The organism is Gracilibacillus dipsosauri, assembly GCF_003176895.1.
GTDB lineage: Bacteria > Bacillota > Bacilli > Bacillales > Amphibacillaceae > Gracilibacillus > Gracilibacillus dipsosauri.
Genome location: NZ_QGTD01000003.1, coordinates 13,844 through 35,647, shown reverse-complemented (window position 1 = coordinate 35,647; position 21,804 = coordinate 13,844). Strand labels below are relative to the sequence as shown.

Below are 21,804 nucleotides of genomic sequence, written 5' to 3'. Positions count from 1 at the left end.
GACTAAAGTTAAGAGAATAGGATGAAGACCAGGTGGAAACGAGAGCTAATCGAAAAAAGTCTAAAAAAAAGTGGTGGCTTTTGACACCATTAATCATTATCTTTCTTATTATTGTTGGGGTAGGCATATATGCTTGGACTATTATTAACAATGTAGAGAAAACGGTTGATACGAAAATGCATGAGCCAGTTGATTCGATTGATTTGCAAGAGGTTAAGAAAAAGCTAAATGCGACAGAGCCTCTTAATATTCTACTTCTAGGAGTAGACCAAAGAGGAAATGATAAAGGAAGATCGGATGCATTAATGGTGCTAACCTTAAAGCCAGAGAAGGATGAAATGCAGATTGTTAGTATTCCTCGTGATACACGTACGTTAATTGTAGGTGAAGGTTATGAGGATAAGATTAATCATGCCTATGCCTTTGGTGGAGCAGATATGTCTGTTCAGACGGTAGAAAACTTCCTAGGGATAGAGCTTGATTATTTTGTTCGAATTAATATGGAAGGTTTAAAGGAGTTAGTAGATGTTGTCGGTACGATTACGGTAAATAACGAAATTGAGTGGTCTGACGGAAAATATAATTTTACAAAAGGTCCTATTGAGATGGATGGCGAAAAAACTTTGGCCTATGTTCGAATGAGAAAACAAGATCCAGCAGGTGATTTTGGCCGAACAGAAAGACAACGTAAGGTGATTGCTGGCATTATCGATAGTGGAGCAAACATTGCCAATGTCACTAAAATTCATGAAGTCATCGAGGTGATGGGAAATAACATGACGACAAGTCTCCAGTTCGATGATATGAAAGCATTACTTGATGGCTATAGTGATACAAGGAAAAAAATAACCAACTATCAGGTACAAGGATCTGGTACAAAAATTGATGGTATCTATTATTACATTGTGCCACAAGAAGAAGTAGAAAAGGTTCGAAATATGATTCAGGAATAGATAAAAAACAGTCTAGCGTATTTGCTAGACTGTTTTTACTTATAATAGGAATGAATGCTGATATTTTGATATATATTTTGCCCAGCATGCTAAGCCTGCTCCATGCTTAAATCTGCCATCTGTAATCATCCCGCTCATTTCCTCTGGAGTAATCAAGGAAACAGAGATATCCTCTGTAGGGTCTAATGCTTGGTCTCTCACCTTAAACGCATTTTTAGCAAAAAACAAATGAATTTTCTCCGTTGTAGACCCAGGGGATGGGAAGAAGTAGTCGAAGGATTCCCATTCCAGTGATTGATAACCCGTTTCTTCTAACAGTTCGCGTTTGGCAGCATAAAGAGCCTCTTCCTCGTCCTCTATCATGCCAGCAGGGAGTTCAAATTCCCATGACTGAACAGCATGCCTGTATTGCTTCAACAGAATAATTTCTTGATCTTCTGTTATGGCCAGAATACATACACCATCACGAAACTGTATATAAGAGAAATTTTTTGCCTCTTCATTTGTGAGCATGATCTCATCGATGGTTATCTTGAACCGATCAATTTGGGTTGTTTGCGTTGATGTGATCTTCCAAGGGTTAGCTGTCACTGATTTTCACTCCTCACTTTTTTGTCGGATAAATGATTATCATTTGATAGATAAGTACATATAACCAGATAGCACATAGCGTAATTGATGCCATATTTGGCAATGGGGTAAAATATAAGACAACATAGGCTAATAGCGGTAGAAAAGAAGCAAACCCTGTCATTTTCCATAGCTGCTGGTATTTAAGCTTTCTCCTTAGCATAAAACAAATAAGCCATGCGCCTAATGCTAATATCGAAATACCCGAAATTACGAGAAACATCATCAAAAATGGATAAAAAACGATTACCTGTAGCAAATATTGAGAATACGAGAGTTGTGACACACTCGGATCAAATTGGATGATAATAAGAATGGCATTCGGTAAAAAGGAAAAAAAGAATAATAAAAACAAAAACACTAGTGTATCTCGCATACTTACACGATTCAATTGAAAAAGAGATTTCTTCCTTGGTAATGTTGCACATAATTTAATGATTGAGAGAATTGTCATGATTTTTCATTTCCTTATCCTGCTTAAGGATTTTCTAGTTTGTGATAATTACTATTATAATAGAGTATAGGTTTTCCTTCATCTAGTTTTATCTCATCCACTTTGGCGATTAATAGTAAATGATCGCCAGCTTCCACTGTATTAATCACCGTACATGCCAGTGTGGTTAAGGCGTCATTTATAACAGGGATCTGATCAAGCATTGTAAAATCATGAAACGCTTTATCGATTTGTTTGGCAAAAATCATAGAAATTTCCTGTTGCTCCTCACGAAGAATACTTACACCAAATCGCTTTATTTTATCTGCATTTTCATAAAAATTAGTTCGATGATCTAATGAAATAGTAATTAATTGAGGGTCCAAGGAAACAGACATAAATGCATTCACTGTCATTCCTTGAACACTACCGTCAAATTCCGTTGTCACAACCGTTATTCCGGTAGCAAATTTACTCATCGCCTTGCGGAATTCTTGTGCCCCCATAGATACGCCTCCTTAAGATGTTTTAAACAATGTTAACCATCGGGAAAATTGGAAGTCTCACTTTAACATAATCATAACACAATATTTTTCTAATCACGATAAATGTTAGTTTGTCCCACTTTAAAAAAAAGCGGGACAATGGTGCCAAAATTAGTGGATCTCTTCATAATCATAAACGACTTCATCTAATTCTGCGTCATAATTGACTAATAAATGATATCCCTCGAAATACCACGCATCTGTTGTATCTATAAAGAAGGTGATGCCGTCCTTCTCTACTTGAGAGATAGGTTCCACCGGTTCCTCCTTCACTTGAAATGCTAGGGAGAAACCTTCGTGAATAGGGCTTGATCCCCCGTATTTTGCTTGAAACTTTACGGTATCACCTTCCGTTAACTCGACTTCCTCTTTAAACCAATTTAATGCATCATCTGATATTTTTATTTCCATTTATGTTCACTCCTCACCAAAGCCTATAATATTACAATAACGTGAAAAACGTCTAAAGTGTAATGATTTGTTCGAACATCTTAAGGGCTATATAGGTAGGATTCCCATAATTTGCTTGCTTCACACTTCTTCATGATAATTTTAACTAAATAGGAGATAACTAGTTTTAGAGAGATGAATAGAAGCATTTTCTTTGTAGCTTCGGAAAATGCTTGCTAGGGCTTGGAGATTTTTTCTAAGGTAGGGATTAGGTTATGAAAATATGGCTTGATAATAAAATCCTTTGCTCCGTGCTGAAGGGCGACCATCACATTTTCTTTTGTAGCGAGGGAGGATACGATAATGATATTCGCACACTGGTCCAGCTGTTTAATCTTTTTTAATGCCGTTAAGCCATCCGTAACCGGCATGATGATGTCTAGTAATACCATGTCTGGGTGGTGTTTTTGGTAAAGCCTCACCGCATCAATTCCATTCGCAGCTTCTGCGATGACGACATAGGCGTGCTTTTCTAAGATATTTCGTAGCCATTTGCGCATAAAGGCGGAATCATCAGCGATAAGGATCGTTTTCATCGGTTTTCTACCCCTCCCTTCATTATCCTACTGATCTTTTTACATTTTACCTTATGAATGAACTATTTTGAAGAAAATTCGACTAATTTCTAGCTTATTTTTTAGGGAAACCCGCATTCGCTGGGTTCTTTAGCGGATGCGTTAGCTTTTCTTATACTTTGGACTTCAAAATTTTCGTATCGTTGCATTATTTCCGGCAAGAATGTTATGGTTTCCTAACGTATAAAAAAAGAACCTGATAGGCCCTACCAGGTTCTCCATACTAAATATTGAGCGTTTACATTGTTGATTAAATATAATAAAGCTTAAAATTAATATCTTGATTATGATTACCAAATTCTCGGCCAAACAAGGTTACCCCGCCTACATTTTCTGCCTCTTTTTTTACTTCGATTCTAAGCTTCCAGCCTTCTGTTCTTGTATCTAAGTCAGAGATAGTTACATCTGACATAGGCTCTCCATCCATATACGTACCGTGCGGGGTAATACGAATCGTTTTTAGTAGCCCATATTGATTAATATTGTGTGGCCACCATTCTGGGGTATACTTCCCACGTGTATCAGCAAAGTCTCCAGGGCTTACCCATGTTCCGAGCTCGACATTGTTTAAGGTAAACGTAATATCAGATGGCCAAACTTCATTGGAAAACGGGAACTCAGATGAAATCTCCATACTGATGTCTAACTGTTGTAGCTCGTCCTCTTCCTTTAAAAAATTCGGGGTTTTATATTCTATAAATCCTTGAGTGAACCATAAAATCCGTGCATCCATACGTTTTGGGTCCATAAAATATTTTGTTTCATCTACTGGTCCTATGAAATCCTTTATTGTTGCCAGTCCACAGGTTGGCAACACATGATAATCTGTATAATGACCGACAGGAACCGAAGTTTCATAGGTAGCAAAGGAATGATAGATTTTTTTCGGAAAATTAATTTCGATATGGTCAACCTTAAGGATCGAAATTCTTTGTAAGCCTGATTTTCCTGGAATTTTTTCTGTCCGAATAATCCCTGCTTTTTCTAACTTTTCAATGTGTTTGGTGACGATGGGACTGCTGATGCCTAATGCCTTCGATAAATCTTTTATGTTCATTTTGTTTTTCGATAATATTTGGATAATTTCTAATCTAACATCACTTGCTAATGCTTCATATACCGGTAAAGAAGATTTATCTATCTCTAACTGCATCTGATACCAACTTCTTTCTATATTATTTCTGCTTTAATTATCACATATATTGGCTTTTTTTGCTATGTAAAACTAATGGAATCAGGTGTCATCATAAACATTCTATGGTTGTATTTTAAACAATTTAGGGTATACCAATAATAACAGTTTTATTTGGAGGTTGAGGATATGGTATTAGCGATTACCGTACTAGTTATTCTTATTCTTATCAATGCATTCTTCGCTGCATCCGAGATTGCGCTAGTCGCATTAAATGATAATAAAATTCAAAAAAGAGCAAAAGAAAAGGATAAAAAATCGATGAAGCTTCAGACTTTACTAGCGGAGCCTGGTCGTTTTCTTGCTACGATTCAAATTGGTATTACGCTTGCTGGCTTCTTAGCAAGTGCCTTTGCCGCAGATAGCTTTGCAGACCCTTTAGCAAAATGGCTAGTATCGGTTGGAATCCCCCTTTCTGAGGCCTTATTAAGAACGATATCAGTTGTAGGAATTACGATTTTACTATCTTATTTTACGCTAGTGATTGGCGAGCTTGTCCCAAAGCAATTGGCATTGCAAAAGGCCGAAAAAATTGCTTATCTCGTTGTCTCTCCATTAATGATACTATTTAAAATAAGTTCACCATTTGTGAAGATCCTTAATTTCTCTACAAATGTTGTCGTGAAATTGTTTGGAGTTGACCCAAATGCCAAAGAAGAAGAGGCGAATGAAGAGGAAATTCGCATGCTAGTAGATATTGGTGGTGAACGAGGTACGATCGAAGTAGATGAAAAACAGATGATTCATAACATATTTGAATTAAATGATAAAGAAGTATCAGATATTATGACACACCGTACGGAAATAAGTGCAATTGATATCACCATGTCGATACAAGAAATCTATCAGCTCATGAACGATAAGCGTTTCACGCGATTTCCTGTATATGAAGGAGATATCGACCATATCATCGGTGTCCTACATACAAAAGATATGATTTCTCTCATGACTAGTAGTGACTCTCCATCGATTAAGCCTATCTTGAGAAAGCCACTGTTTGTTCTCGAATCACAGTCAATCGACGAAGCATTTCGTGAGATGAAAAGGAATAATGTTCATATTGCTATGGTTGTCGATGAATATGGGGGAATTGATGGTATGGTAACAATTGAAGATATCATCGAGGAAATCGTTGGGGAAATTAGTAGTGAGCATCATCTCCCAGGAGAGCAGGAGAACTTTGGCTGGAAAAAAATAAATTCGCATCAGTTTGAGGTAGATGGTACAACACATCTCTATTTACTAGAGGAGATGTTCGGGGTGGAGCTTCCTACAGAAGAATTTGAAACATTAAATGGTTTTCTTTTGAGCCAATTAGGGTATATACCGCAAAAGGAAGAGTTACCGACTATTACCTATAAAAATTTAGTCTTTGAGATTGTGGAAATCACGGATTATCGAATTGAAAGAGTATGTGTAACATTAGAAAACGACAAGGGGGATTAACTATTGAAACACCATTACCAGACTACAAAGGAAGATGTTTTAAAACAATTAGAGGTTGATAAGAAAGGACTCCAGGAGGATCAAGTCAAAAAACGATTAGAAGAAGAGGGATATAATGAAATAGCAGATAGAGAGAAGGTCCCCACATGGAAATTGTTTTTAGAAACCTTCAAGGATGCAATGGTTGTAGTTCTTCTCATTGCAGCGATCGTCCAGCTCGTGTTAGGTGAAGTGATCGAATCGATCATTATTTTCCTCGTTATTTTGTTAAATTCCATTATCAGTGTTGTTCAGACAAAAAAAGCAGAGAGCTCATTGGATGCATTAAGGGATATGTCCGCACCTGAAGCAAAGGTCGTACGCAATGGCTCGACGAAAACCATTATGGCACGAGAGCTAGTACCAGGAGACATTGTAAAGCTCGAGGCTGGTGATTACATTCCGGCAGATGGTCGTTTATTAGAAGCAGAGTCTCTTAAAGTAAACGAAGGGATGCTAACAGGTGAATCAGATGCAGTTGAAAAGACAACAGCCCCGTTAGAGGAAGAAGTGACGATTGGGGATCAAGTGAACATGGTTTTTAGTAGTTCTCTCGTCGTCAATGGCAGGGGGACATTTGTTGTCACTGCTACAGGAGAAAAAGCGGAAATTGGTAAAATTGCCGAAATGATCGAAACAGCAGAAGCGAAACAAACCCCATTACAACGTAAATTGGATTCCTTTAGTAAGAAGCTAGGGATTGCCATACTGTTGATTTGTATCATTATTTTTGCAGTTCAAGTTGGAAGACTGTGGTTTAGTGATGCAGATGTAGATATGACAAAGGCCATTCTAGATGCACTGATGTTCTCTGTTGCCATTGCGGTTGCAGCGATTCCAGAGGCATTGCAATCGATTGTAACGATTGTGTTATCTGTTGGGACGAATAAAATGGCTAAGCAGCATGCGATAATTCGCCGTTTACCTGCTGTCGAAACATTAGGCTCGACTCGTGTCATTTGTACAGATAAAACAGGTACGTTAACAGAAAATAAAATGACCGTGACCGATTTTTATTTACCTGAAGTGGATAAGCCTTTTTCCGATAATAAATGGGATAAAAGTGAACAATTATTAATGCAAACAGCCGTCTTATGTAATGACTCCTATATTAATGAAGATAAAAAGGAAATAGGAGACCCTACAGAGATTGCCTTGATTCATTTGGCAGAGAATAAAAAGCAATCCTATAAGGAGATGAGGGACAAGTACCCTCGAAAAGCAGAGCTACCGTTTGATTCAGATCGAAAAATGATGTCAACCGTACACGAAATCGATAAAGAAACCCTTATGCTCATCAAGGGTGGTCCTGATGTTATGCTTGAGCGTGCTCAGTATGTATTAGTAAATGGAGAAAAGCGAGAGCTGTCAACAGAATGGTTGCAAAAATTACAAGAGCAAAATGAATCTTATTCGAAGCAAGCGCTAAGAGTATTAGCATTTGGGTATAAAAAAATAGACGAAGAAAATCCAAGCTTATCGGTAGAAGATGAAAAAGATTTTGTTTTAATCGGACTAATGGCGATGATGGATCCACCTCGTGAAGCAGTGTATGGGTCGATTGAAGAAGCAAAAAAGGCAGGTATACAGCCTGTTATGATCACAGGGGACCACAAGACAACAGCGGAAGCGATTGGTCGCGAAATTGGTTTGATGGAGGAAGGCGACATTGCTGTTACTGGTAAAGAGTTAGATAAAATGTCAGAGCAAGAGCTTGATGAAAAGCTTGAGAGGATTACCGTTTATGCCCGCGTATCCCCAGAGAACAAAATTCGTATCGTGAAGGCATGGCAGGAAAAAGGACAAATTACGGCAATGACCGGGGATGGTGTTAACGACGCCCCTGCTCTGAAGCAAGCGGATATAGGCATTGGTATGGGAAGCGGAACGGATGTGGCGAAGGATTCTGCTGCGATGATTTTAACCGATGATAATTTTGTCTCCATTGTGAAGGCAGTCGGTGTCGGTAGAACGGTATTTGATAATATTAAAAAAGCCATTGCCTATTTGTTTGCCGGAAATTTAGGGGCGATCATTGCTATCTTATTCGCGGTGATTATGAATTGGGCAAATCCATTTACCGCCTTACAGTTACTTTTTATAAATCTAGTCAATGATTCACTTCCTGCTATTGCATTAGGGGTAGAAAAACCAGAACCGAATGTGATGAAGCGAAAGCCTCGCGATATTAAGGAAGGAATATTTGCTGGTGGCACCTTACGATCTGTGACGATAAGAGGGATATTAATCGGCGTTGCGGTCATAATCTCTCATTATATCGGTTTACAGCACTCGGATGAGATGGGAGTCGCTATGGCCTTTACGACACTCATCTTATCGCGTACGTTACAAACATTCCCAGCAAGGTCCAATGTTCAAACAGCCATTGGTGCAGGCATTTTTCAAAATAAGTATGTGATTGGTGCTGTACTCGTTGGGTTTTTACTTTATACTATTACGATTCTACCGTTTGCCCGTGATATCTTCCATATACCTGCTGAATTTGGCTTGAGCAAATTCGCCATTGCTTTTGGCCTAGCATTAGCGAGTATGATTTTAATGGAAGTAGTGAAACTGATCCGAAATAAGAAATGATATGGAATAGAGAGGCGGTTGTGCTTCTTATGTAACTGGTATGAAAGGCAATTTGAAAAAGAGGGGAAGCTTGGAGATAAATCGCATTTTGACTTAGGAAGAAGTTCAAATTGATGATTATTTCGAATTTATTGAACATCTCGAAGCGATCGGAAACGAAAATTTCCAATATATTGGACAGTATCACGGAGTTTGGCGCTCGAGTTGTCCAATATCTGAATTTATTGACCATTTTGAAGCGATCGGAAGCACAAAATGTCTAATATATGGAGATTTTGAAGCAAGAAAAAGTTCGAAACTGTCCAATGTAGCGAGGCACAGTGAAGAGGAAGCTTAACTAGTTAAATCTGTCAGCCATTTGTTGCAGTTTCCTCGCTACCATTACTACCTATTGGAAGGGAATCGATATTGTGAAAAAATTGGTAATTTTAGGTGGGGCGGGTGTAGTTGGCGAAGCATTATTTCATGGCTTGAAAAGCAGCTACAATATCCTGAACCTTGACAGAGCGATTGGCCAAGCTGATGCATCCCACCAATATGTGGATGCTACCAAATATCAAGAGCTTTTGGAAAAAATTCCTGAAGATACTGATGTGATCATTAATTTATTACGGATGGAGACAAGTCAGGCAATTGAGGAAGTGGACACTTTTGATCAAATGACCGACGTGTTTTTTAAAGCGACCTATTATACGATGCATGTTGCTAACACAAAGAAAATACCGAAAGTGATTTTTGCTAGTAGTAATCATGTCACAGATTATATGGAAGAGAATGGATTATCTAAATTGGGAAGAGAAATTACAACAGAGGATTATCCATATGCAAAGGGCTTATACGGGGTACTGAAGCTTGCCTCTGAGCAGGCTGGCTTTATCTTTTCCTTAAACACAGAGCTTTCTGTTATTAATATACGAATTGGATCTGTACCGAAGGAGGAGGAGCTGAAGGCAGTAGAAGGAAATGAACGGTTAAAAAGGACGTTATTGTCAAAAGTAGATTTAATTAATCTTTTTACTGCAGCAATCGAATCAGATAGAAGGTTTGGTACCTACTATGGGGTTTCTGATAATCCCGATAAACCATGGGATCTCACCAATGCAATAAAGGAATTGGGGTACCGACCAAAGCAAAATACGAGTGAACTAAAGAGTAGTGGACTCTAGTCGTGATAGGAGAGCACAGCCTGCATTTTTTATAAAAGGCTGTGCTTTTCACCTTATTTCAATGGATGAACAATCGTAATCGAGGTTCCCCATCCTTCCTTACTGAGAATACGTAATGTATAGCGACTATTGAAGATGAGATCGAGGCGCTTATTAATATTTGCTAAGCCGATGTGCTTGGATGACAATGCCTCAGTGTTGATAGCACGTCTTAATTGATGCAGATTTTCCCTTTGTATCCCTTTTCCATTATCCAAAACGGTAACATGGACATGATTGTTGATAGCTTGGATTTTTATTTTAATTATTAGTTTTTGATTGGCTTGATGATCGATTCCATGAGACAAGCTATTTTCTATTATCGGTTGCAGCATAAATTTTAGCACCTGTTTATCCAACAGCTTTTCTTCGATATCCCAAATAATTGAAAAAGGATGATCCGAACGTATTTTGATAATTTCAATATAATTTTGCGTGTGATGTATTTCCTCCTTTAAGGTGACGGTATGTTGCTTCATTCGTATCGAGAAATGGAGTATATCTGTTAGGGTTTCTACCATTTTGGTTACTTTGTTCGGTTGTCCTGTTAATGCCATCGCTCTCCAATAGATGATCGTAAGTGTATTCGATAAAAAATGAGGATTAATTTGATTTTGAAGGGCTAACAATTCAGCAGCTTGGAGCTGATACTTCTTCTCCTTCAATTCCTTTTCTAAATTGCTTTGGTTCACATAATTTTTTAAAATTCTTTCGACAATAAGCTGATATTCGTTATCCTTAAACGATAGCTTCTTCGTCCAATTTCCATTTTGACTCGTCGTATTTAAGATAGAGATGATTTTTTGAACATGCTTGGCGTTTTTTTGGGATAAATAATAAATGGTTGTAGCTCCTAAGATCAAGGACAATAGAACTAATAGTATCGTAAACCATGTTAATTGATTCGGGATATAGTAGATAATACGGTCTTCGATGACAGAAATATAGCGAAGCTCGTATTCTTCAGAGAATAATTGATGGACAATATATCTGCGTCCATCTAGCGTGATGGAATAGTGTTCATCCTGATTCTCTAAATCTAATTCAGATGGATCGATTCGATTACTCGTCTTATTCTCATATAGTTTCTGCTGATGTTTATCTAAGACGAAAATATTCTGATCCTCATAATGATTTAGTTCATTCATTAAATCTTCGAAATAGCTTTGGTAAATATTTAATACAATAATGCCTTCCGCTTGCTTCGCATTTGTTTTAAAGATATTTTTATAAATCGAAATAACAGGCTCAGGTGTTTCAAATGAAAACTCTGAAATGCTTCGGGTCTTCATCCATAGCTCCTCCTGATTAGAGGAAGGATCAAACTCCTTCAACCAGTCCGTGTCATGCATGGAGCTGATAGAGATAACCCCATTGGTAGAGGTGAGCACACGATTCTTTTCATTCTTATAATAAATATAGATGGAATGAATATAAGGTGTGGCGATTTCCTTTCGTCGTAATGTCCCTTCACCATATTCGAGATTCCGCTTCTGTTGAAGGGATAAATATTCTGAGTCTAGTATATTTTGAAGGGATAAAATGATCTCAGGATTCCAATTATAGTCCAAGTGTAATAGGTGCATGTCGTTTAGAACAAGGCTTGTCTGTTGGTCTAGCTGCTGAAGTAGGTTCAGGTTATTGGTTGTAATCGATTCTTTCATATATTTGTCGGTAATAAAAATAGCAAATGATCCGAGTAAGAATACCGGTATTAACACAGGAAACAAAAAAAGAACGATATTTTTGATTAATATTTTTTTCATTGTAAGCTAGCGTGATGATCGCTTGATTGGCGGTATTCTCTCGGAGTTATTCCATAAAATTTCTTAAACGTTCTCGTGAAGTTTTTGGGATTGCTATATCCGACAAGCTGGCTGATTTCATACGTTTTATAGTCATAATCATTTAACATTTGTGATGCTTTTTTCATTCTAATTTCGGTTAAATAGGTGGAAAAATTAGTCCCTGTCTTTTCCTTAAAGAAGGTACTCAAATAATTTGGAGACATTTTGCATAGACTAGCTAGATCGTCGAGTGAGATGCTAGCATAATGCTCCTCCACATATTTCTTTATCGTATGAATGATATTATCGGTATAATTTCCTTTCATAGATTGAACTGTTAACGTCGAATCTAGTTTCTTCTTTAGGGTGGAAAATACCTCGTGAATCTCCTCATATTTACCTGGTTTAACGATATAGTCTACCACGCCAAATTTTAACGCTTCCTTCGCATATTGAAAATCACGATACCCACTCAAAATAACAGTATAAACTGGTTGGTGTTGCTGATAGATCTGTTTCGCAAGTTCAAGCCCGTCTATAACAGGCATTCTAATATCAGTAAGAACAACATCAATCGGATTTTGCGATAGATATTCGAGTGCTTTTTCACCGTTCTCACAATCATGGACCATTTCAAAGCCGAGGTGATTCCAAGGGAAATAGTTCTTCAGACCATAACGGATTTCTTTCTCATCATCTACAAGTAATATGTTGTACACTTCTTTTTTCTCCTTTCATGGACCGAAAAGTATCTTATTTTACGAAATCATAAGGAAGGATACTTAATTATGTAAACGCTTAACTTTTTAGTGAAAATATTAATTGTAACCCCTTTTTTAAACAAATGGTCACTATATACTTAATGTAATGATTAATTTATTCATTCATTTTAAAAGATAACAGAAAAAATAACAACCATAGAAGGGAGGGGTGCCAAGGCGTATGGAAAAGTTAACAGACATCATAAGGGTCTTCTGCATTTATCTTTTACAATTAGTTTATTTGAATCTGTTATGGTTCCTTTTTACGATTTTTGGATTGATTGTATTCGGAATCGTCCCCGCGACTTTGGCGGTTTGTAAAGTGCAGCAGCATCTATTAACAGAAAAACATGTACCATCGATATGGAGGCTATTTTGGAGAAGCTATCGCTCCCATTTCGTTAAGGTTAATCAACTCGCCATTGTACTCGGATTAATCGGTTTTGTTATTTATTTTGATATGCAGTTTTTTATGAATCAAGATAGTCTTTTCGGTTATATCATTAGTGTTGGTATGTACATTATGTCGGTGTGGTTCATGATTACCCTTTTGTACATTATTCCAACTTATTTGCGTTATCAACTAAGTCTGTTCGGATATATGAAATATGCTTTTATAGTAGGTATGTTAAATCCTATCAAAACGATTGGCTTTGCCATAGCACTTATCGGTGTGATCTATGTATCCTTAGCATTTCCACAGCTGTTATTCTCTATTGGGGTAAGCTTGACATTTTTTATCGTAATGATCATCGGAAATCATGCCATTGATCATATTCATGGCTTGAAACAAGCATAATTATTTTATGAAAAGGGGAGAATGCACATGATCAAAAAGAGGTATTTTTTATTTCTAGCTTTAGCATTCATTAGTTTATTAGTTGCCTGCTCGAATGATGAAGCATCAAACGGCTCGGAGGAAGCAGGTGGAGATAGCGAGAAAGTAGAATTGCGGATGCTGTGGTGGGGCTCACAGGACAGGCATGACCGCACATTAGAAGTGATTGATTTATATATGAAGGAAAATCCCAATGTAACGATTTCTGCGGAATTTACTGGCTGGGATGGATATTGGGAGAAGATGGCTACACAAGCTGCAGGTGGCAACTTACCTGATATTGTTCAAATGGATTATAAATATTTAGCAGAATATGTGGCGAAGGACTTGTTAGCCGATTTAAACCCTTTCGTCGATAGTAATGCGCTTGATTTAAGTGATGTTGAGGATACCTATATTGATGGTGGAATTATCGATGACAAGCTGTATGCCGTAAATATTGGCGCAAATGCACATGCCATAGTAGTGGATAATGCCATGTTTGAAAAAGCAGGGGTAGCTCCATTAGAGCCTGGTTATACGTGGGAGGAGTTAAAGGAAAAGGCAAAACAGCTCTCTGATAAATTAGGTGATGGTGTGTATGGGGTTCATCCTAATGCAGGAGTCATGGGATTTAAACATTATTTGAGACAGCATGGCAAGTGGTTATATAGTGAGGACGGGACAGAGCTTGGGTATGAGGATGATCAATTATTAGTGGATTACCTACAGATTACTGTAGATATGCTGGAATCTGGAGGTGCAGCCCCACCAGATGTATTTGAGACAGCGGGTACGAATGTCGAGCAATTCCCGATAGTGAATGAAGAAACAGCGATCGTGATGGATATGCACAGCAATCAAATTATCGCCATCGAATCTGCGGCTGGGAGACCATTGGATTTAATGCTCCAACCTACTTTAGAGGGTGGTGAACTTGGTCATTATATTAAGCCAGGCCAATTTTTATCGGTATCGGAGAGCTCAGAACATAAGGAGGAAGCAGCAAAATTTATTAGCTTTTTTACGAATAGTATCGAAGCAAATGAAATTTTAAATGCAGAGCGGGGAGTACCTATTGCCGGAGAAGTACGTAAGCACTTAAAGGAAAATGCAACAGATGCAGGAAGGAAAATGTTTGAGTATGTAGAATTAGCACAGGAATATAGTCGTGAAATTGATCCACCAGATCCACAAGGTTCAACAGAGATTGAATCATTATTTGAAAATGAAGTACAGGATCCGATTCATTACGGTGAAATCACGCCTGAAGAGGCAGCAGAGAACTTTCGAACAAAAGCATCAGAAATATTAGCCAAAAATAAATAATCAACATATGAAGTCATCTTATGAGGAGGTGGCTTCTACCTTAATGGTTGGAGGTGTCTAAATGAAAGAGCAAGCAGATGTCGTTAAATATCATCAGAATAGTCGCAAGCTACATAAGCAATGGAAGGTTGATTTGGTTGGTTTCACCTTTATTGCACCATGGTTAATAGGTTTTTTAGGCTTTATTGTAGGACCTATGCTTGCATCCTTGTACTTTTCGTTTACGGATTATGATTTATTATCCTCCCCAACGTGGATTGGATTGGATAATTACCTAAACATGTTCACAAATGACAGTCGATTTTGGCAAGCGATAAAGGTAACGTTTATTTTTGTCTTTGGTAGTGTACCACTTAAATTAGCCTTTGCCTTATTTGTTGCCATGTTGTTCCATACGAAGCGTCGTGGTGTAGGGTTATATCGAACCTTATACTATGTGCCGTCCATCCTCGGTGGAAGTGTAGCAATAGCAGTAGTGTGGAAACAGCTATTTGGTCGTGATGGTGCGATTAATGATATTTTATCATTGTTCGGGATTCCGTCGATTAGCTGGGTAACGAGCCCTGATTTTGCCCTTTCCACCTTAATCCTTTTAGTAGTGTGGCAATTCGGCTCCCCCATGCTTATTTTTCTTGCAGGTTTGAAGGCAATACCAAGAGAATTGTATGAAGCAGCAGCGGTTGATGGCGCTAGTCCGTTTCGCCAATTTCTCAAAATAACGATTCCTATGCTATCACCTGTTATCTTCTTTAATTTAGTGATGCAGACAATTCAAGGGTTCATGGCATTTACCCAAAGCTTCTTGATCACTCAGGGTGGGCCAATGGATCGAACATTATTTTATGCAGTTTATTTGTATGAAAAAGCCTTCGCTCATTTCGATATGGGATATGCATCGGCATTAGCGTGGATATTATTGCTGATTTGTGCCATTTTTACGGCATTTATCTTCCGGACAGCGAAAAGCTGGGTATATTATGAATCGGAAGGAGGTAATGAAGGTGAATAGTAGTAAACGGAAAACAGTCATTTATCATGGATCGATCTGGGGATTAGGTCTATTGATGATATATCCCATTTTGTGGACCATTGCAAGCTCCTTAAAGCCTGAGAGTGAAATTTTCCGGAATGCAGCATCGTTAATCCCTTCAGAAATCAGGTGGGATAATTATTTAAAGGGCTGGGAAGGCTTCGGTGATTTAAGCTTTGCTACCTTTTTCGTTAACTCGACATTTGTCACTACATTAGTGGTGATTGGAACCTTATTTTCGTCCACTCTTGTTGCTTTTGGATTTGCTAGGGTGAACTTCCGTTTTAGAACACCATTATTTGTTTGTATGATTATTACCTTAATGCTACCTCAACAAATAACGCTAATCCCACAATATATTTTATTCCATAATATTGGTTGGGTAAATACTTACTTACCGTTAATTGTCCCGGCGTTTATTGGAGGGGTACCATTTTTTATCTTTTTAATGATTCAGTTTATCCGTGGTATTCCTCGGGAATTGGACGAAGCGGCATATATGGATGGGTGTAGCACATTCGGGATCTTTTGGCGTGTCGTCTTACCTTTAACCATCCCAGCATTAGCGACTGTAGCAATCTTCTCCTTCTATTGGACTTGGGATGACTTTATGACACCCTTAGTTTATTTGAATGATACGAAGCTTTATACGGTTGCGTTAGGCTTACAGATGTTTTCCGATCCTTCCTCTGTATCTGCTTGGGGACCAATGTTTGCCATGTCTGTCGCATCGATTATTCCGCAATTATTAGTGTTTTTATTCTTTCAAAAATATCTAGTAGAAGGAATTACAGCAGGTGGTGTCAAAGGATAACCCTTTTGCTAACCCCTAGTGACTTCAAAAAAGCTTTTTGAGGTGACTGGGGGTTTGTTTTGTTTGAATAATTGTATGAATAGTATTCCCTTCATGAAAATAGTATAATTAGTTTAAAATAATGGAGGGGGTAATCATCATGATGAATGCATTAGTGTTACAATCTGACTTCGGATTAGAGGATGGGGCAGTGAGTGCAATGAAGGGTGTTGCACACAATGTCAGTAAAGTAATTCCGATTTTTGACAATACCCATGATATTCCACCATTTGATATTTGGGCTGGATCCTATCGCCTTTGGCAAACGGTGAACTATTGGCCAGCTGGGACGGTATTCGTATCCGTAGTGGACCCTGGGGTCGGATCTGACCGTAAAAGCGTTGTCGTTAAAACAAAGGCTAACCAATATATTGTGACACCTGATAACGGAACATTGACACATATCGCTGAAAATATCGGGATCGAGGCGATTCGTGAAATTGATGAAAAGGTCAATCGCCTACCAACGTCTGGTGCATCACATACCTTTCATGGAAGGGATATTTATGCCTATACAGGGGCAAGGCTTGCTGCTGGAGTCATCACGTTCACCGAGGTAGGACAGGAACTCGCTGTAGACAATATCGTTCACTTACCTTATTTTTCACCAAAGGTTGTCGAGCAATCGATTCATGGTACGATCGATATTCTAGACGTACGATTTGGTAATCTCTGGACAAATATAAGCCGTGAGCTTTTTTTGAGCCTAGATATTCAATATGGTGATAAAATAGAAGTGAAGATTCTCCACGAGAGTCGTAAGGTATATAGTAATATTATCGCTTTTGAAAGGTCATTTGCTGCTATTCATGTAGGAGAACCGCTGTTATATGTGAATTCGTTAGATAATATGGCAATTGCAATTAACCAAGGATCCTTTGCGAAAGCTTATAATATTGGGACAGGCACAAGCTGGCAAATTATGATTCGAAAAGTGGAATAAGAAAAATTAATGGTTTGGTAAATATCAAGGGGTAGAGAAAATGATTTTGCGTTACTTGTTAGATTTAAAGCATCTTTTTAAGCGTTTTGTATTGATTGCAAATGTGATGCCAGCATTGTTTGGTTTCTTTATTGCATTAAAATATTATGAGCTCTCTTTTATGGAGTATATCGGGGATTTTGTCTTATTAACGGTTGGCAGTAATTTGTTAGTAGCCGGTTCGCTAGCATTAAATAATTGGCTTGAAGCAGATGTCGATCGATTAATGGAAAGGACAAAGGACCGACCGACTGTAACAGGATCGATGTCACTACGATCGATTCTAACAATAGGGATTGTTCTTAGTATTATTGGGGAAATATTACTTTTCACGATTAATATAGAGGTAGGGTTGTTAGGCTTTATTGGTTGGTATACGTATGTGGTCGTTTATACCGTTTGGACCAAAAGGCGTTTTACATGGAATACGCATGTTGGAAGCTTTTCTGGTGCGGTAACACCAGTGATGGGATGGGCAGTGGTTGAAACAAGTACACTGCATGTGATCCCTTTTTCGTTGTTTTTGATTATGTTCCTCTGGCAAATGCCACATACTTATGCGATTGCCATTAGAAAGTCGGAAGATTATGCACGGTCAGGATTGCAGATGCTTCCTGTCATAAAGGGCTATCAGACCACGATTCGCCGAACGGCTATTTATATCGGGTTATTAGTGATCTTACCATTTATGCTAGATTCCTTTAGCATGTTCTTTTATCTTGTTATTTCTGTTTTGAATATCGGCTGGTTTATTGTGGCATTAATAGGATTTAAGGCAAGTGATAAGAAAAAATGGGCTAGAGTGTTGTTCGTCAGCTCACTAATTTATTTACTTAGTGTTTTTATTATTTATTTAATTTTTGTCTGATAAGAAGCCATCCATATACATTCGGCTCTTCGATATATTTTGTCACTAAATGACCCCCAGATTAGATTATTCGTCTAATTCTGGGGGTATTCGATCTCTTTCGCGACACTAATTGTAGCTATACTGTCATTTCATTCAAGCAACCACTCTTGCCTGAGTAGCATTTAGGATGGTATTTTCTAGTCGCTCCCTTAGGCTGTGCACTTACCGTTGTTGTTCCCGCACCAGACGGTTTGATGCTCTATTCTTAATCATATACCCGATTTTCAGCATTTAAACAATAACAGAGTCAGCTATTTGATTATCTCTTAATTTATTTTAGTGATCTATTTTTTGACACACATATTAGAAAATGCTAATATGATATCACATATTAGTCAAAACTAATATATAAGGAGGGAGCATATGAGAACGATTGATGTGGATACGAAAGTGAAATTTTTACATGGATTTTCTCATAAAACACGAATTCAAATACTTGATTGCATAAAAAATAAAGAAAAAACGGTATCACAAATTGTAGATGATATTGCCACAAGTCAATCGAATATTTCACAACACCTTGCATGTTTAAAAGGTTGCGGCATAATTGTTGGAAGACAGCAAGGAAAATATATCTATTACAGCTTGCGTAACCAGCAGGTCCGTGACTTGCTGTCGATGTTTGATGAAGTCTTGTTGGATGTTCAAAATGAAGTTGCTTCTTGTGAAAATCATATAAAAGGAGGCCATTGCTAATGGCCGAAAAATGTTGTAGCAGTTCACAAACAAAGAATTTAGCAAAGCCTTGTTGTCATACACAGTTTGAAGAAATGACGACACAAGTGAGTGAAATAGATTCATGTTGTAGTAGTGAAGAGAAAGCTATAGATGAAGAAGATGAATGTTGTGGTCACACAAAAGATCGAGAAACGACTGCATGTTGCAGCAGTGAAATTGAAGAAGCTCCAAGCATGATAACAAACGTCCATGCTGAAAGGAAGGAATTTCGTATTTACGGCATGGACTGCCCGTCTTGTGCGTTAACGATAGAAAAAGGACTGAGTGGCCTAAAAGAAGTCCAAGAGGCAAAGGTAAATTACAGTACAGCAAAATTACAAGTGCTTGGTTCTTTTAATCAAGTAGAAGAAACCGTCCAAAAGCTAGGTTTTACGGTTGAGCCATTACATCAAAACGAAAAATTAAGAACATATCTTGTGGAAGGCATGGATTGTGGAAGCTGTGCTCAAAGTATAGAAAATCACTTAAATAACATTCCTGCAGTGAATAGTGCAAGTGTCAGTTTTTCTACAGGAAAAATGAAAGTCGAGCATGAAAACAGTGTAGCGGATATCGTTTCAGAGATTTCAAAGATTGGTTACCATGCATCATTACTAGAAAACAATACCGATTCCAAACAAGCAATGAAATCAAAAGGGGAATTTGGCTCTATTACCATTTCTGGTATATTCATTGTAATGGGATTTATTGGCACTCATACTGTATTACCTCCATTTCTAACAACGATTTTTTATGCTTTGGCAATCGTAATCAGTGGATATAAACCTGTAAAAAGTGCTTATTTTGCTGTGAAAAGTCGTTCACTAGATATGAATGTATTGATGTCCACTGCTGTGATAGGAGCAGCAATGATTGGGGAATGGTTTGAAGGGGCCACCGTTGTCTGGTTATTCGCATTAGGGACTGCCTTACAGAATCTATCTATGGAACGCACGAGAAAATCAATTCGAGGCTTGATGGATCTTTCTCCATCAGAAGCTTGGATTAAGGTTGGATCAGAGCTTGTTAAAAAACCTGTCGATCAAGTGTCTATTGGGGAGATTATCGTCGTCAAGCCTGGTGATAGAATTCCATTAGATGGGGAAATGCGCCAAGGTGAAACAAGCGTCAACCAAGCACCTATTACAGGGGAGTCTATCCCTATTGATAAAACAGTTGGTGATACGGTTTATGCTGGTACGATTAATGAGAGTGGTTCCATTGAAGTAAAAGTGACGAAGCTGATAGAGGATACGACGATATCTAAAATTATTCATTTAGTAGAAGAAGCACAGGAACAACGAGCACCTACCCAGGCATTTATCGATAAATTTGCAAGCATCTACACTCCGGTCGTATTTGCTGTTGCACTAGCTGTTATTGTTCTACCACCATTAGCTGGCATGGGTAGCTGGAGTGAGTGGGTGTATAAAGGTCTTGCTTTATTAGTGGTGGCATGTCCATGTGCGTTAGTTATCTCTACACCGGTCGCGATCGTTTCGGCTATCGGTAATGCGGCGAAGCACGGTGTATTAATTAAGGGAGGAACGTTTTTAGAAAAAGCAGGGGCTTTAAAAGCAATTGCCTTTGACAAAACTGGGACATTAACGGAAGGTAAACCACAAGTTGGAGGGATATCGGCTTACACGGCTACAAGAGAAGAACTATTATCTATTGCCTATACCTTAGAAGATTACTCTACACATCCAATTGGAAGAGCGATTGTGCATTATGCTAAAGAGAACGGAATTCAAACTAAAAAAGGAGAACAATTTAAAAATATTGTAGGAAAAGGTGTTCAAGCAACAATAGATGGCAAAGTGTATTACGCTGGAAATACGAAGCTATTTGAAGAGCGGAATATATCTCTGGATTCGGTCAAAAATGAATTGGAAGAGATACAGATTCAAGGGAAAACGGTTGTCATTATCGGCACAGAAACAGAAATAGTAGGGGTAATCTCTGTTGCTGATACTATTCGAAAAGCAACGATTAATGCCTTGAATGGTTTAAAAAATGTAGGCATAAACCATGTCGTTATGCTGACAGGAGATAATGAAGGTACAGCAAAAAGGATCTCGAAAGAAGCCAATGTAAGTCGTTATTTTGCGGAATTAATGCCAGAGGATAAGGTGGATGCTATCAAACAATTGCAAGAAGAAGGCTACAAGGTAGCAATGGTAGGCGATGGTATTAATGATGCCCCTGCATTAGCCACATCCGATTTAGGAATTGCTATGGGTGGTGCAGGAACAGATACCGCTATGGAAACAGCAGATATCGTGTTAATGGCGGATAATTTAGAAAAATTACCACACACGATTAAACTAAGTAGAAAAGCTTTAGCCATTATTAAACAAAATATTTGGTTTTCCTTAATAGTAAAATTCATCGCATTAGTTTTTATCTTTCCAGGATGGCTTACACTGTGGATGGCAGTACTAAGTGATACAGGCGCAGCGGTCCTTGTCATCTTGAATGCTTTACGACTATTAAGAGTGGAAGAATAATAGAAGAAGGCTCCCCATTATAGGGAAAGCCTTCTTTTTCATCTA

Annotated in this window: 20 protein-coding genes; 12 read left to right on the top strand and 8 right to left on the bottom strand. The window is 38.1% G+C overall.

The features are described 5' to 3' along the window. Positions 1-32 precede the first annotated feature (32 nt). Positions 33-953, top strand: coding sequence for an LCP family glycopolymer transferase (locus DLJ74_RS01480; RefSeq protein WP_109983051.1), 921 nt, complete (start codon positions 33-35; stop codon positions 951-953). Positions 954-992: 39 nt separating this feature from the next. Here the strand turns inward: DLJ74_RS01480 and DLJ74_RS01475 are convergent, their stop codons facing one another. The 6 genes from DLJ74_RS01475 to DLJ74_RS01450 all read right to left on the bottom strand — a co-directional run bounded on the left by DLJ74_RS01475 (position 993) and on the right by DLJ74_RS01450 (position 4,739). Further along, positions 993-1,544: an NUDIX hydrolase gene (locus DLJ74_RS01475; protein WP_109983050.1), complete on the bottom strand. Its 552-nt coding sequence runs from the start codon at positions 1,542-1,544 to the stop codon at positions 993-995. 13 nt (positions 1,545-1,557) lie between these two features. Then, positions 1,558-2,037, bottom strand: a complete 480-nt coding sequence (locus tag DLJ74_RS01470; RefSeq protein WP_109983049.1) for a hypothetical protein — start codon at positions 2,035-2,037, stop codon at positions 1,558-1,560. Between the two features lie 23 nt (positions 2,038-2,060). Next, entirely contained in the window at positions 2,061-2,522 is a 462-nt protein-coding gene (locus DLJ74_RS01465) for a flavin reductase family protein (RefSeq protein ID WP_054788548.1), read from the bottom strand. A gap of 150 nt (positions 2,523-2,672) precedes the next feature. After that, complete coding sequence (locus tag DLJ74_RS01460) at positions 2,673-2,972, bottom strand: HesB/YadR/YfhF family protein (protein ID WP_054788549.1); 300 nt, start codon at positions 2,970-2,972, stop codon at positions 2,673-2,675. A gap of 215 nt (positions 2,973-3,187) precedes the next feature. Then, positions 3,188-3,547 (bottom strand): response regulator, encoded by a 360-nt coding sequence (locus tag DLJ74_RS01455; protein ID WP_054861048.1) that lies wholly within the window; start codon positions 3,545-3,547, stop codon positions 3,188-3,190. A 289-nt stretch (positions 3,548-3,836) separates the two neighbouring features. Then, positions 3,837-4,739, bottom strand: a complete 903-nt coding sequence (locus DLJ74_RS01450) for an ArsR/SmtB family transcription factor (RefSeq protein ID WP_109983048.1) — start codon at positions 4,737-4,739, stop codon at positions 3,837-3,839. 168 nt (positions 4,740-4,907) lie between these two features. Here DLJ74_RS01450 and DLJ74_RS01445 point away from each other — a divergent pair, with 168 nt between their 5' ends. From DLJ74_RS01445 to DLJ74_RS01435, 3 genes are all read left to right on the top strand, one after another. Continuing rightward, positions 4,908-6,224 (top strand): hemolysin family protein, encoded by a 1,317-nt coding sequence (locus DLJ74_RS01445; RefSeq protein ID WP_109983047.1) that lies wholly within the window; start codon positions 4,908-4,910, stop codon positions 6,222-6,224. Positions 6,225-6,227: 3 nt separating this feature from the next. Then, positions 6,228-8,858: a cation-translocating P-type ATPase gene (locus DLJ74_RS01440; RefSeq protein ID WP_109983046.1), complete on the top strand. Its 2,631-nt coding sequence runs from the start codon at positions 6,228-6,230 to the stop codon at positions 8,856-8,858. A gap of 410 nt (positions 8,859-9,268) precedes the next feature. Further along, positions 9,269-10,024: an NAD-dependent epimerase/dehydratase family protein gene (locus DLJ74_RS01435; RefSeq protein WP_109983045.1), complete on the top strand. Its 756-nt coding sequence runs from the start codon at positions 9,269-9,271 to the stop codon at positions 10,022-10,024. Between the two features lie 53 nt (positions 10,025-10,077). Here DLJ74_RS01435 and DLJ74_RS01430 read toward each other — a convergent pair whose 3' ends face one another. Together DLJ74_RS01430 and DLJ74_RS01425 are read right to left on the bottom strand one after the other, a co-directional pair. Continuing rightward, positions 10,078-11,829 carry a sensor histidine kinase gene (locus DLJ74_RS01430; RefSeq protein WP_109983044.1) on the bottom strand — a complete coding sequence of 584 codons (1,752 nt, stop codon included), beginning with the start codon at positions 11,827-11,829 and terminating at the stop codon, positions 10,078-10,080. Then, positions 11,826-12,569 carry a response regulator transcription factor gene (locus DLJ74_RS01425; RefSeq protein ID WP_054861043.1) on the bottom strand — a complete coding sequence of 248 codons (744 nt, stop codon included), beginning with the start codon at positions 12,567-12,569 and terminating at the stop codon, positions 11,826-11,828. The genes DLJ74_RS01430 and DLJ74_RS01425 overlap by 4 nt, the downstream gene beginning before the upstream one ends. A gap of 223 nt (positions 12,570-12,792) precedes the next feature. Between DLJ74_RS01425 and DLJ74_RS01420 the strand changes: the two genes are divergently transcribed. From DLJ74_RS01420 to DLJ74_RS01385, 8 genes are all read left to right on the top strand, one after another. Then, entirely contained in the window at positions 12,793-13,410 is a 618-nt protein-coding gene (locus tag DLJ74_RS01420) for a YesL family protein (protein ID WP_109983043.1), read from the top strand. A 27-nt stretch (positions 13,411-13,437) separates the two neighbouring features. Continuing rightward, complete coding sequence (locus DLJ74_RS01415) at positions 13,438-14,757, top strand: ABC transporter substrate-binding protein (RefSeq protein ID WP_109983042.1); 1,320 nt, start codon at positions 13,438-13,440, stop codon at positions 14,755-14,757. Positions 14,758-14,818: 61 nt separating this feature from the next. After that, positions 14,819-15,766, top strand: coding sequence for a carbohydrate ABC transporter permease (locus DLJ74_RS01410; RefSeq protein WP_109983041.1), 948 nt, complete (start codon positions 14,819-14,821; stop codon positions 15,764-15,766). Further along, positions 15,753-16,601 carry a carbohydrate ABC transporter permease gene (locus tag DLJ74_RS01405; protein ID WP_109983040.1) on the top strand — a complete coding sequence of 283 codons (849 nt, stop codon included), beginning with the start codon at positions 15,753-15,755 and terminating at the stop codon, positions 16,599-16,601. The genes DLJ74_RS01410 and DLJ74_RS01405 overlap by 14 nt, the downstream gene beginning before the upstream one ends. 136 nt (positions 16,602-16,737) lie before the next feature. Further along, positions 16,738-17,583 (top strand): SAM hydrolase/SAM-dependent halogenase family protein, encoded by an 846-nt coding sequence (locus tag DLJ74_RS01400; RefSeq protein ID WP_109983085.1) that lies wholly within the window; start codon positions 16,738-16,740, stop codon positions 17,581-17,583. A gap of 40 nt (positions 17,584-17,623) precedes the next feature. Then, on the top strand, positions 17,624-18,490 hold the full coding sequence (cyoE, locus tag DLJ74_RS01395) for a heme o synthase (RefSeq protein ID WP_245902238.1): 867 nt from the start codon (positions 17,624-17,626) through the stop codon (positions 18,488-18,490). Between the two features lie 405 nt (positions 18,491-18,895). After that, the gene (locus tag DLJ74_RS01390; protein ID WP_054861039.1) at positions 18,896-19,228 is read left to right on the top strand and encodes an ArsR/SmtB family transcription factor; all 333 of its coding nucleotides are present in this window, start codon (positions 18,896-18,898) and stop codon (positions 19,226-19,228) included. Further along, on the top strand, positions 19,228-21,759 hold the full coding sequence (locus tag DLJ74_RS01385; protein WP_245902237.1) for a heavy metal translocating P-type ATPase: 2,532 nt from the start codon (positions 19,228-19,230) through the stop codon (positions 21,757-21,759). Before DLJ74_RS01390 ends, DLJ74_RS01385 begins: the two co-directional genes overlap by 1 nt. Positions 21,760-21,804 lie beyond the last annotated feature (45 nt).

Bases quoted from the DNA above. Each gene is read 5' to 3' on its own strand.
- DLJ74_RS01445 (WP_109983047.1), top strand. From the start codon at position 4,908: ATGGTATTAGCGATTACCGTACTAGTTATTCTTATTCTTATCAATGCA.
- DLJ74_RS01430 (WP_109983044.1), bottom strand. From the start codon at position 11,829: ATGAAAAAAATATTAATCAAAAATATCGTTCTTTTTTTGTTTCCTGTG.
- DLJ74_RS01410 (WP_109983041.1), top strand. From the start codon at position 14,819: ATGAAAGAGCAAGCAGATGTCGTTAAATATCATCAGAATAGTCGCAAG.
- DLJ74_RS01420 (WP_109983043.1), top strand. From the start codon at position 12,793: ATGGAAAAGTTAACAGACATCATAAGGGTCTTCTGCATTTATCTTTTA.
- DLJ74_RS01390 (WP_054861039.1), top strand. From the start codon at position 18,896: ATGAGAACGATTGATGTGGATACGAAAGTGAAATTTTTACATGGATTT.
- DLJ74_RS01385 (WP_245902237.1), top strand. From the start codon at position 19,228: ATGGCCGAAAAATGTTGTAGCAGTTCACAAACAAAGAATTTAGCAAAG.
- DLJ74_RS01405 (WP_109983040.1), top strand. From the start codon at position 15,753: ATGAAGGTGAATAGTAGTAAACGGAAAACAGTCATTTATCATGGATCG.
- DLJ74_RS01415 (WP_109983042.1), top strand. From the start codon at position 13,438: ATGATCAAAAAGAGGTATTTTTTATTTCTAGCTTTAGCATTCATTAGT.
- DLJ74_RS01460 (WP_054788549.1), bottom strand. From the start codon at position 2,972: ATGGAAATAAAAATATCAGATGATGCATTAAATTGGTTTAAAGAGGAA.
- cyoE (WP_245902238.1), top strand. From the start codon at position 17,624: ATGATTTTGCGTTACTTGTTAGATTTAAAGCATCTTTTTAAGCGTTTT.
- DLJ74_RS01465 (WP_054788548.1), bottom strand. From the start codon at position 2,522: ATGGGGGCACAAGAATTCCGCAAGGCGATGAGTAAATTTGCTACCGGA.
- DLJ74_RS01470 (WP_109983049.1), bottom strand. From the start codon at position 2,037: ATGACAATTCTCTCAATCATTAAATTATGTGCAACATTACCAAGGAAG.
- DLJ74_RS01455 (WP_054861048.1), bottom strand. From the start codon at position 3,547: ATGAAAACGATCCTTATCGCTGATGATTCCGCCTTTATGCGCAAATGG.
- DLJ74_RS01450 (WP_109983048.1), bottom strand. From the start codon at position 4,739: ATGCAGTTAGAGATAGATAAATCTTCTTTACCGGTATATGAAGCATTA.